Consider the following 11,740-nt stretch of genomic DNA (forward strand, 5'->3'; position numbering starts at 1 on the left):
CAGCCCTTAAAAGGCTGCGTTTTTTTTCTTAAGTTTTACAAGTTATTTCTTTTCAAACGCTTCGACTAAAAGTTGAGCACCAGTGGTTCGCACCGCATTAATGATTTCTTCTTTTGCTGATTCGTGTTGCATGGCTCTGGCAATCATGACCGCACCGACGTTTTGCGCGATCACCGTCCATGCTACGGTGTCTGATCCAGTCATTTCTTTTAATACATCTTTGAACCGGAGCATGCCAGCTTCAAACGCCAGATGCGCATCGTCATTAGCGCGTGCTACTTCTGCTGTGAGTGAGGGCAGCAGACATCCAGTATCCGGTGAGTGTACGTGCTGCATGCTGAGGTAGCTCGCCAGTGCTTTAAGGATGGTTCCCATATCATCTGGATTCATGTTTTCAAACACCTGCACAGTGCGACTTATTTCTGCTGTGATTACGGCAGTAAAAAGATCGTTCTTGTTGCTAAAGTGTTTGTAGAGCGAACCTGTTGTCAGCCCCGCGGCATTCGCCAGTGCATCAACACCTGTTGCTGCGAAACCATGTTTTTTTGCATAGCTTCCACTTTCCGAGAGCAGTTGACTTCGGACTCCTTCTTTGTGTTCCTTCGAATAGCGCATATAAATTTGAAATTTAGGTTGACGTTTCTATTGACGCTAGGATTAACATTATATAGGATAACGATCACTATCTAATAATCCTTTATAACGTTCGAGGCGACAAATGACTAATTCAGAACCTGTGGAGTGGAAAAAAACAGCGTGCATTATTTGTGCGCTCAATTGCGGTCTTGAAGTCCAAACCGAGGGGCCAAGGATTATTCGTATTCGTGCCGATAAGATGCATCCAGTCTCGCAAGGCTATTTATGCGAAAAGGCGCAGCGTATGGATTATTACCAGAATGGCGCCGACCGCATATCTTCGCCTATGCGCAGAAGTGCCGACGGTAGTTACGAGGCGATTGACTGGGACACTGCGATCCGTGAGATCGCAGAAAAATTTACCGAGATTAAACGCAAGCATGGTGGTGAAAGTATTTTGTATTACGGAGGCGGTGGTCAGGGCAATCATCTGGGCGGCATTTATGCAGATAGCACGATTAAGGCATTGGGTATTGAATATCGTTCTAACGCCTTAGCACAAGAAAAAACTGGCGAGGGTTGGGTGCAGGGCAAGATGATGGGGTCTGGCGTGCATTGTGATTTTGAGCATGCTGAAGTGGCAGTTTTTCTGGGGAAAAATCCTTGGCAGTCGCACGGCTTTGCAAGAGCGCGTGTGATTTTGCGAGATATGCAGAAAGATCCAAACCGCAGCATTATTGTGATTGATCCCCGTAAAACCGAAACCTCAGAAATGGCGGATTATCACCTCGCAGTCAAACCAGGTACAGACGCCTGGTGCTTGATGGCGATGGCAGCAATCATCGTGCAAGATAATTTGGCTCCGATGGAGTGGCATGCAGAACATACCACTGGCTATGACAAGATCGCCGCCGAATTACGTAAAATTTCTATACCTAAATATGCTCAAATTTGTGGTGTTGATGAGGATTTGATACGCGGCGCGACCCGCCGCATCGTCCATGCAAAAAGTGTCTCGATGTTAGAAGATCTTGGCGTACAGATGAATATGCATTCCACGCTGAACAGCTATCTAAATCGTCTAGTGTGGTTATTAACGGGTAATTACGGGCGCCAAGGTGCCAATAACGCTTTCGTCCCTTTACTGGGCTTATCTATGTCTGGTCGGGATCAAAGCAAAAAAACAAAAAATCCAAAAACAACGCCACAAGCTATACCTGCCAAGCCCAGAGTTGGTCGCACCAGCCCTGTAACCGGATTCAAAGTGATCATGGGTTTAATCCCTTGTAATGTGATCCCTGAAGAAATTCTTACGGATCATCCAAAACGCTTCCGGGCGATGCTGATCGAAAGCGCCAACCCGGTTCATTCCTTAGCAGATAGTCAAAAAATGCGCGAAGCTTTACGCGCTTTAGAGTTGAGTGTCGTACTAGATGTGGCGATGACAGAAACTGCGTTGCAGGCAGACTACGTACTTCCAGCGTCTAGTATTTTTGAAAAAGCGGAGGCGACTTTCTTTAATTTAGAAGTGCCAAAAAATGCCTTTCACTTACGCCATCCCTTGTTTGCGCCGCGTGAGGGTACTCTGTCAGAAGCAGAAATCCATGCTCGTCTGGTCGAGGCACTGGGAGCGGTCGGACCTGCACAATACGGCTTGTTACGCAAGGCTGCTAAGTTAGGTTTGCTGCCTTACGCTCTTGCTTTTGCATGGAAATCTATGCGCGATAAGCGGGTAGCCCGGAATGCGCCTGTCGTGCTTTATCGCACCTTGGGTGAACAAATGACAAAGGCAACGGCACCTGCCGCAGCTTTATGGGGGATCTGTCAGATGTATATCCGTCAGCAGCCGCAGGCCGCCGCTGACGCAGGTTTCAGCGGACATCCAGTGTTGGCGGCTAACCGATTATTCAAAGCGATCGTCAATAGTCCATCGGGCGTGATCTACGCCAACGCAGAATATAAACATAGCTGGCAAGCGGTACGACTACCGGATCATCGTATCAATTTATGGATACCTGAGCTATTACCTGAAATCGAAAAGCTTAGCAAAGGTGGTCCTGCTGTTGACATGCAATATCCTTTCATACTCTCCGCTGGCGAACGTCGTACCGAGACCTCCAACACCACATTCAGAGATAGCAGCTGGCATAAGAAAGGCAGCTTTGGAACTTTGCGGATTAGTCCTCAAGATGCTGCTGACTTAGGTTGTCAGCCGGGTGATTGGGTGCGGGTAACGACACGTCGCGGCAGCGCCGATGCAGAGATCGAATTATCAGAGGGACTGCAATCCGGCCATGTTTCTCTACCTAACGGACTAGGTTTAGATTATCGCCGCGCCGATGGCGTGGTCGAACGCAAAGGCGTATCGCTCAATGAATTAACCGGCGTGATGGAGCGCGATCCAATTGCCGGAACACCTTGGCATAAACGTGTAGCGGCAAGAGTAGAACGTATTCCTGTACCGGTCTGATTGATCAGCGGATGAGCATGATGCGACGCTAATTTAAAAGACATGAGTATAAACATGATCATTATCGTTACCGCCATATCTTAAGAATGAAAGCAAACAATGAGTTCAACTAATAGCCCAGCATTACTTCGAGAAACCGTGCTCAATGTGCATCACTGGAACGACACATTATTTAGTTTTACCACCACGCGTAACGCTGCCTTACGCTTTCAGTCCGGACAGTTTTTGATGATCGGTCTGGAAATCGAAGGGCGACCGCTATTGCGTGCATACAGTATTGCAAGTCCGCATTATGAAGAGCATCTGGAGTTTTATAGCATCAAAGTACCTGATGGTCCTTTGACCTCTCAACTACAACATCTAAGCGTAGGCAGTACTTTGCTGGTCGGTAGAAAGCCGACTGGCACACTGATCAAAGATAATTTACGACCTGGTAGAAATCTTTATTTGTTATGTACCGGAACAGGATTGGCACCTTTCATGAGTATCGTACAAGACCCTGATTACTACGAGGCCTTTGAACATATTGTATTGGTGCATGGCGTACGCTATATCAGCGAACTTGGTTATAGCAATTACCTCAAACAAGAGTTACCTCGCCATGAATATCTTGGTGATCTGGTTACCGATCAATTTCGTTACTTTCCTAGCGTGACGCGTGAACCATTTACTCAGCAAGGTCGCATTACGGATTTGCTAGAGGCTGGCGTGATAGAGCGTGAACTGGGCTTACCAGCTTTAAACGCCGAGCATGACCGAGTCATGGTCTGTGGCAATCCAGAAGTCCTAGTCGACTTGGTGGCGATATTGCATCGTCGTGGTTTTGACGAGGGGTCGATGCAACATCAAGGTAGCTATGTCATCGAACGCGCCTTTGTCGAGAAATGAAGATCAAGGGGAACTTACTATGACATTCGTCGTTACCGAATCTTGCATCCTTTGTAAATACACTGATTGCGTACAAGTGTGTCCTGTCGATTGCTTTATCGAGGGGCCCAATTTTTTAGCTATCGATCCCAACGGATGCATAGACTGCGCCGTGTGCGTGTCAGAATGTCCTGTTGAAGCAATCTTTGCCGATACCGATCTGCCATCGGGACAACAACATTTTTTAAGCATCAATGCAGAGCTCGCCAGTAGCGGCAAGTGGCCAGTGATTAGTCAGAAAAAATCACCACTACCTGAGCACGAAAAATTCAAGACGATCAAAGATAAAATTAGCTTACTAGATCGCAACGGTGTTTGACCTGCAAGGAGATAAAGCAAAAATCCGTTACCAATACCTAATCCAAACAACAATCAATTACTTGGAACATGGGCTAATACAGGTATCGTCACTCTCCGGCGACCAGTGAACGAGCTCTCGATTTCTCCCCGGATTTGCTCTAGCAGTTTTGCTTTGTCATCGCGATAAAAAATATTAAATGATTCAAAGGGGATCATGCGTCCATCTGATTGGACCATATGAACACAAGATTTCTTGAGCGCGCGAATATCAAGCGATTGTGCGTCCATGAATTGGACGATCAGGATACGAAAAACATTCTCGTAAGTGAGTGCGACAGGCGCGTCTATCTTAGGAAGGCAGCACATCAATTCGGATAGACAATTCGCCGAGGACTCAGGTGAATGATTGGTAGAGAATAATTTGAATAAGTGCATCTTCAAGTTTTCATCACGCTCAAACACGATAGTACTTTTTTCTCCAGCTAACACCGTTTCTGTATCTAGATAACGGGTTAATGGGATTGCCTCGTTGCCTAACTTTAAAGCATATGCCATTGCCAGTGTGTCAGGGTTACACGGCACTGGTAAGACATCTTCTTTGGAGAAGAGACCAGATTGCTCAGCTATTTTTTGCCGTATTTCGGATACAGTCAGCCTGTTACATTTAGCATCATAGTTATCAACCCGACCGGCGTCCTGAATGGGCTGAAGTGTCACGCCACGGATGCAAGGCTGTTTGATCGCGTATTGAATGATGTCACCAATCTCATCGTCGTTGAGACCTTTCTTCAATGTCACGACTAAAGTTGTTGAGATATTCGCCGCATTCAGATGATCAATGGCATCGCGCCGGATGCGGGTGAGATCTGCTCCGCGTAAGGCTTTTAACGCTTCAGGCCTGAACGAATCAAACTGTAAATAAATTTCTATCCCTGGTGCATAGCTGGCGAGCCGCTCGACAAATGCTTTATCTTGTGCGATACGGATGCCGTTGGTGTTGACCATTACATGTTTGATAGGACGTTTCTTTGCCTCATCAAGTATCGTGAAAAAATCTGGATGTAAAGTTGGCTCACCACCGGAGAACTGCACCACATCGGGTTCGCCTTCGTTTTTGACTACCGCATCCAGCATTTTGATGACAGTTTCTAAGGATTTATGCGTGGTTCGATGGGTCCCGGATTCTGCATAACAGACGGGGCAATTCAAGTTGCAGTTATCGGTAATCTCCAGAACAGTCAGACAGGAATGTTGCATATGATCAGGACATAGACCGCAATCGTAAGGACAGCCGTAATGCATCTTGGTGGAGAAATTGACGGGCATTTCGGGTGGTTTAACATAGACCTCACGGCAGAGTTTGTAATACTCAATATCGTTGGAGATCAATACTCGCTCAGTGCCATGCACAGGACACCATTTATCCATAAAGACATTGTCGTCCTTAAAGATAATTTTTGCTTCTACTGTGCGTAAGCAAGTGGTGCAAACCGATTGAGTCGTATCGTAAAACAGATAAGGTCGGGTTTTGCGTGTCATGGTTTGTTGGTAGGTTGGGGTGGTGCTGGATATTGTTTTTCTGAATCGAGCACAATTTGGCGCAGATGGACCGCCTGAGTTTGCGCTTTTGCCAGGTCTTCCGAAGCTAATACTGGTTGTGAATCTATAGCCATTTTTTTTGCGTTCGCGCTGTCTTCCGGGATCAGCAATATCCAGGACATCAGATCAATTTTCGCTTGCAAGGGTGCAGACTTCGACGTTGGGAAAGTAGATTTAATTACGTAGATATTCGGGTATCTGCAGTGAATAATGCTACGAGCCAGCCACAGGTTTGCCTGATCAAAATCTTTCGCAACAAGGAGTCCCTCCCGATAGACTTTGCTAATGTCAAAAGCCGGAGTATTTCCGCTGCGACCGTCGTTGGTTTCGGAAACCGCACAAGCGCGGCTTGCAGACAATTTCAAAAGACGAATGCCTCGCTCAGTTTGCCGGGGCAATTGATCCGTTGTCAGTGCTTTCCAATGATAGCTATCTCGTCCTGCGAGCAGTAGCCAGCCCAAACTATATTCTGCCAAGGGATATTGCTTTTCCACTGCCTGCTCTAGCAGCTGAATCCCTGCTGGAATGTCCTGAGGAAGTGCTTGCGAACCTGAGATATATTCAAGACCAAGCCGGGTGATCGCAAAAAGATCTCCTTTAGCCGCATTCACTTTGTATCCATCTACGGTCTTCTTCTGCTGATCGGCATACTTTTGCATGGCTTCTTTTTGTCTGGCGCTTTCGATGATGGCAGACGTAATACAACCTGTGCCGCCGATCAGACTCACGCAAATGATCAGTGCGCCGATACGAGCATGTTTATGCTTGAGTAATCGCATAAGACTCCAATGATTTCGATTGTTTGACAACTATAGGAAGGTAGAAAAAAATTGCGATCAGACAGACGCATTGGATACCACTCAGCCCAAATCCATAGTCATACGGTACAGGCTTGATTGCATCAATCATCAAGCGCCATAACAGATATGCCGAGAGGTAATATTTAAACAGCAATCCTGGCTTATGCGTCCATCTTTTTCGATTGAATAGTAAGACGCCGCCAGCGATTGCAGCAAACAGAATATCGTAAAGCTGTGTTGGATGACGACTGATGCCATCGCCAAAATCAATTCCCCAAGGCAGTCCTGTCGGATTACCATAGGTGCCGTCATTGAGTCCCGCCAGAAAACAACCTAAGCGCCCCACAATCGTACCAACCACCAGCGGTAAAACAAATTGATCTCCAGTAGATTGCCGCAGTCCTTGAAGTTTTTTTGCGATTTCGATTCCGATCAAACCGCCGAGTAGACCGCCAACGATCGATTGTCCTGACATCCAGACGTTCATGTCCAACGCAGATTGCGACCACAAATGCGGGAACTCCAGCCAGAACACTAGCTTATTCCCGATTGCAGCACCAAGAATACAAGCGATCATCACCGCATATGACCCCGGCTGTAGCATGCTACCCAGCCTGTGTTGCCGTCGCTGTTGACGATACAACTGCATACCTATCGCAATCGCGATCCATTCAAAAAACAAATGCACGAGATGAGCAGTCTCGCTGGAAAGTACGATGAATTTCATTCCGCAGAGGGAGTGCTATCTGTTGCAGCTTTTTTTACACTATTCCATAGATTGCGAATTATCGCACCGCAGCCAACGCAAATAGCAATACCAAGTACACCAAGAATAAAAACAACAAAACGATCACCAAGAACCGCGCCAGTTGAAAAGGTCATACCCACACCGAATAGGCCGCAGATCCCAAAACCGACCATTGGTATGAGGCAAAATAAAATACCTAAAATTTTTAGTGTGGTTTTCATGCGGTATTTTTTAGAAATAGTGAGAGTACGATTTGAACGATGCATTTTTAGGCATGCTTTTACATATTAGCAAACTAAAAGAACGATCTTATATTTAGTAAAAAAAGAGCTATAAAACTGGTGAGAAATCAGAGGCTGTTTTTTAAGTTCTGCAACCGTATTGAAAATACTCCACTAGAGTAAATATTAGTTTTCCATATATTTATTGGTATTTTTAATGTGTTTAATTATAAAAATAGGGGAGTATATTTTTTCCAGATGCTGACTTGGTTTTTTAACGTAATTTCTGCTAAGTATTTCATTGCTAAAACCTCTTCTCATTTACATTTAAGATCGACGCAAAATCGTCCCTGCAAGGCGTAGTGACGAAAACAGTACTTTAGCTTCTTACTTAGGTCGAACGGGGTTGCTACGCAGCTGTAGCAGTTTTGCGTAAGTCTTGACTTGAAGTAGTGTTACCAATATTCACCCCCGGTATACGCTGATCAGCAGCTAGAGATTATTACTCTCTATGCCCTAGTAACTATTTGAGCAAAAAAAAACCACATCTTATCTTTGCGTTAGTCGTCTTGGTTCTGCCTTAAATGACTTAATCAAATTTCCGACTTGCTTAGTTTCTCACAGCTACTGCTTCATAATTAAGTTCTCTCTCATAGCTAGCCAATTGATTTTGCGGGTGAATACATACAGATATTGCACTACCCGCTTCAGGGTATTTCGATGCCATAAATGCATGTATTGAAAATCCCAATATCTCCAATCGATAGAAACTGTTTTACCGAATCCTCCGGACTTCGTACTCTTCATCCACCACACAGTCATACAAAAACCTTCACAAGTAAGGTCGGACGAGGTGGATAAAAACAAGGGACTTACGCAAAACTGCTCTAGCTGCGTTGCAGCGACTAGCCGTACCAAAGTACTGTCGTCGTCGCTACGCCTTGCTGGGACAATTTTGCGTCAGTCCTAAAATATAAAATCGGAGACAGCAATGCAGAAATCATCAAGCAAGCGCAAGCTTAGGCTCGTACTAAATCAATGCGCTTTGGCGGGTGTAGCACTCTCAGCAGTTGCTAGCCACGCGGGCGAAATCAAAGTCGACAATCCAGACCTGACGTTAAGATTCGACAACACCGTTAAAGCCAGCACTATCTATCGCCTTAACGATGCTGATTCGATATTGACCAATTCATTTAGTCCGTCTGGTGCGCCGCAAGCGCTGAACCTGAATGCCGGTGATCAAAACTTTCGCAAACGGGGTTTTGTATCTGAGCGGGTAGATTTGCTCTCTGAATTCGACCTGGTTTTCCAACGCAAATACGGATTACGCGTAAGTGCTGCCGCATGGTACGACCAGGCATACAATCGCAAGACAGACGCCCTAAATGATCCCACTGTGGGTCAGGTGCCATACAACGAATTCCCAGATTACACACGAAAAATTGCCGGTAGTAAGGCCGAAGTGCTGGATGCTTTTGTATTCGGTAGTACTGACTTAGGCAATGCGGGCAAGCTCACAGCGCGCCTTGGCCAGCACACCATTTTATATGGCGAAAGCCTGTTCTTTGGCGATAACGGCGTGGCCGCTGCTCAAGGTCCGGTAGACATCAATAAATTATTGTCCTCTCCAAATGCGCAATTTAAAGAAATTGCAATGCCCGTTCCTCAGTTGTCTGCTCAATGGCAAATTCAGCCCAATATTAGCTTGGGCGGATATGTTCAATTTCGCTGGAAAGAGAGCAGAGTTCCGCCATCTGGTAGTTATTTCTCTACCGCGAATGTTCCTTGGAATGCGACTGGTCCCGAGTTCGTGAATATTCCTGCGTTTGCTGGCCCTGTCGCCGGTAGCTATGTTGCATCGTCGGGTACGAATGTCCGTCCAGGTAATAACGGGCAGTTTGGTTTACAGCTGAAATGGCGGATTGATGAGACTGATCTGAGTTTTTTCTACGCCAAATATAACGACAAATTTGGCCAGCTGTATTCGCGCCTCAACCCAGGCGCCAAGACGACGGATAGCCAGTGGTTTTATGTGTTTGGAAGCGACATCAAAGTTGCGGGTATGAGTGCTTCGCGCTCCATTGGCGATTTCAATGTATCTGCTGAGGCATCCGTACGCGACAACATGGCACTGAACGTCAATAACGCGGTGTACTTTGGACCGGCTAACGCGCCGCGTCCGATTAACCCTACGGGTCGTACTGCACACTTCAATTTGTCTATGTTGGGTAGTTTTGGCGCTAACTTTTTGGCACAAGAAAGCGGTTTGGTTGCTGAGCTTGCCTGGAATCGCGTATTGAGTAAAACCGATCCTCAAAATGAGATTGATCAGGGTCGTACTCGTGATGCCAGCATTTTGCAGCTGATCTACACACCTACTTATCGTCAGGTGCTGCCGGGCTTGGATTTGAGCGTACCCGTTGGTGCTCGCTATTCTCTTGATGGTCGATCCAGCGTGACTGCCTGGGGTGCTAAAGGCACCGGCAACGCAAACATTGGACTGGAAGGTAATTACCTTAATACGTGGCAATTCGCGATGAATTACACGCGTTATATCGGTGATAGCAAACCTTACAACGATTACGCTCTCGGTCAATTCAGTGATGGTAATCCGCTAGGCGACCGCAACTATATCTCCCTCAGCGTGCGCCGGACTTTCTAAGTCGGTCTACCTTTGCTTTGACTATTAAATAAAGAGACAACATCATGAAGAAATTCAATCGCAACAATCATCATAATCACATCCTCACCGCCATTATTAGCATGATGATGAGTGCAGTAACTCTGCCCGTCATGGCTGGTGTAACTGCAGAAGAAGCGACTAAGTTAAAGACCGAATTAACCCCATTCGGCGCTGAAAAAGCTGGCAATAAAGATGGCAGCATCCCGGCCTGGACTGGTGGTATGACGACTGCTATTGCAGGCGATAAAGCGGGAGGACGTCGCGGCGATCCGTTTAAGGATGAAAAACCAATCTTCTCAATCAGTGCTAAAAACGCGGATCAATATGCCGATAAGCTGACTGATGGCGTTAAAGCGCTATTAAAAAAATATCCGGATTACCGGGTGGATGTTTATCCAACGCATCGCACTGCTGCCGCGCCGCAATGGGTCTATGACAATACATTGAAGAACGCGACACGCGGCAAATTGGTCGGCGATGTTGCGGCTGATGTCGTCGGTGGTATTCCTTTCCCGATTCCTAAAAACGGTGCAGAAGTGATTTGGAATCATATGCTGCGCTGGCGTGGTACTTCGTTTCAGTCGCAGGTAACACAGTACCAAATTACTGCCGATGGCCGTCCTGTGATGACCACGGATGGCATTATTGATTTTCAGATTCCCTACTACTATCCCGAGGCTACTTTAGAATCGTTTGCGATATCGCCCGAGATTCAACTGATCCGATTAGTCAACGTAGGTCCTCCTATCCGCGCTGGTGAAGCTATTACTGGTCGCGATCAGCTCGACCCTGCTAAAACCCAAGCCTGGGTGTATCTGACGGGGCAGCGCCGGGTACGTAAGTTACCTAATCCGTGTTGTGACACGCCATCCCCGGTGACCGCAGGTTTAATGAGTTTTGATGAGGTACAGACTTGGTCAGGTAAGTTGGATCGCTTCGAATTTAAAATCGCCGGTAAGAAAGAAATGTTTGTTCCGTATAACGTGAACAAAATGCTGCAACCGAAGGCCGATGCAGAAGTGCTGAGTAAGACAGGTGTCAATCCAAGCTACATGCGTTGGGAATTGCATCGGGTATGGGTGATTGATTCGGCGCTACGCGCAGGTCAGCGCCATCCGGCTGCCAAGAGCCGCTATTACTGTGACGAAGACACCTGGATTTGCGTGCTGGCAGATCGCTTTGATTCAAACGGTCAATTGTGGAAAACAATTTGGTCGGCTAGTTTTGTTGCGCCAGATTTGCCGGGTAACGTGATTGGTTCTTTCGGCTTCAATGATCTGTTGTCAGGCAACTCCTACGTTGGCGATCTCTATAACAGTAAGTCGGTGCATTACGCGGTCAAGCCACGCTATTCAGACAGCACCTTCACACCGGATGCGATGGCAAGCGAGAGTGTGCGCTGATGAACTGTTGTAA

Annotated in this window: 10 protein-coding genes; 5 read left to right on the forward strand and 5 right to left on the reverse strand. The window is 46.6% G+C overall.

Annotated elements, in window-relative coordinates:
- Positions 1-42: 42 nt before the first annotated feature.
- A complete protein-coding gene (locus tag RGU72_RS17880) occupies positions 43-615 on the reverse strand; it encodes a TetR/AcrR family transcriptional regulator (RefSeq protein ID WP_322121031.1) in 573 nt (190 codons plus the stop codon).
- A gap of 103 nt (positions 616-718) precedes the next feature.
- Here RGU72_RS17880 and RGU72_RS17885 point away from each other — a divergent pair, with 103 nt between their 5' ends.
- The 3 genes from RGU72_RS17885 to fdxA all read left to right on the forward strand — a co-directional run bounded on the left by RGU72_RS17885 (position 719) and on the right by fdxA (position 4,292).
- Positions 719-3,046 carry a molybdopterin-dependent oxidoreductase gene (locus tag RGU72_RS17885; protein WP_322121032.1) on the forward strand — a complete coding sequence of 776 codons (2,328 nt, stop codon included), beginning with the start codon at positions 719-721 and terminating at the stop codon, positions 3,044-3,046.
- Between the two features lie 99 nt (positions 3,047-3,145).
- Positions 3,146-3,934: a ferredoxin--NADP reductase gene (locus RGU72_RS17890; protein WP_322121033.1), complete on the forward strand. Its 789-nt coding sequence runs from the start codon at positions 3,146-3,148 to the stop codon at positions 3,932-3,934.
- Positions 3,935-3,953: 19 nt separating this feature from the next.
- Positions 3,954-4,292, forward strand: coding sequence for a ferredoxin FdxA (gene fdxA / locus RGU72_RS17895; protein WP_322121034.1), 339 nt, complete (start codon positions 3,954-3,956; stop codon positions 4,290-4,292).
- Positions 4,293-4,345: 53 nt separating this feature from the next.
- On the opposite strand, the gene RGU72_RS17900 is transcribed toward fdxA, so the two are convergent.
- The 4 genes from RGU72_RS17900 to RGU72_RS17915 are packed head-to-tail and all read right to left on the reverse strand — an operon-like array spanning position 4,346 to position 7,641.
- Positions 4,346-5,812, reverse strand: a complete 1,467-nt coding sequence (locus tag RGU72_RS17900) for a radical SAM protein (protein WP_322121035.1) — start codon at positions 5,810-5,812, stop codon at positions 4,346-4,348.
- Positions 5,809-6,651, reverse strand: coding sequence for a hypothetical protein (locus RGU72_RS17905; protein WP_322121036.1), 843 nt, complete (start codon positions 6,649-6,651; stop codon positions 5,809-5,811). The genes RGU72_RS17900 and RGU72_RS17905 overlap by 4 nt, the downstream gene beginning before the upstream one ends.
- Entirely contained in the window at positions 6,632-7,399 is a 768-nt protein-coding gene (locus RGU72_RS17910) for a prolipoprotein diacylglyceryl transferase (RefSeq protein WP_322121037.1), read from the reverse strand. The genes RGU72_RS17905 and RGU72_RS17910 overlap by 20 nt, the downstream gene beginning before the upstream one ends.
- Entirely contained in the window at positions 7,396-7,641 is a 246-nt protein-coding gene (locus RGU72_RS17915) for a hypothetical protein (protein WP_322121038.1), read from the reverse strand. Before RGU72_RS17915 ends, RGU72_RS17910 begins: the two co-directional genes overlap by 4 nt.
- A 991-nt stretch (positions 7,642-8,632) precedes the next feature.
- Here RGU72_RS17915 and RGU72_RS17920 point away from each other — a divergent pair.
- Both RGU72_RS17920 and RGU72_RS17925 read left to right on the forward strand, forming a co-directional pair.
- Positions 8,633-10,303: a DUF1302 domain-containing protein gene (locus RGU72_RS17920; protein WP_322121039.1), complete on the forward strand. Its 1,671-nt coding sequence runs from the start codon at positions 8,633-8,635 to the stop codon at positions 10,301-10,303.
- A gap of 44 nt (positions 10,304-10,347) precedes the next feature.
- Entirely contained in the window at positions 10,348-11,727 is a 1,380-nt protein-coding gene (locus RGU72_RS17925; protein ID WP_322121040.1) for a DUF1329 domain-containing protein, read from the forward strand.
- Positions 11,728-11,740: the final 13 nt, after the last annotated feature.

It is taken from the genome of Undibacterium sp. 5I1 (assembly GCF_034314085.1).
Taxonomy (GTDB): Bacteria; Pseudomonadota; Gammaproteobacteria; order Burkholderiales; family Burkholderiaceae_D; genus Undibacterium.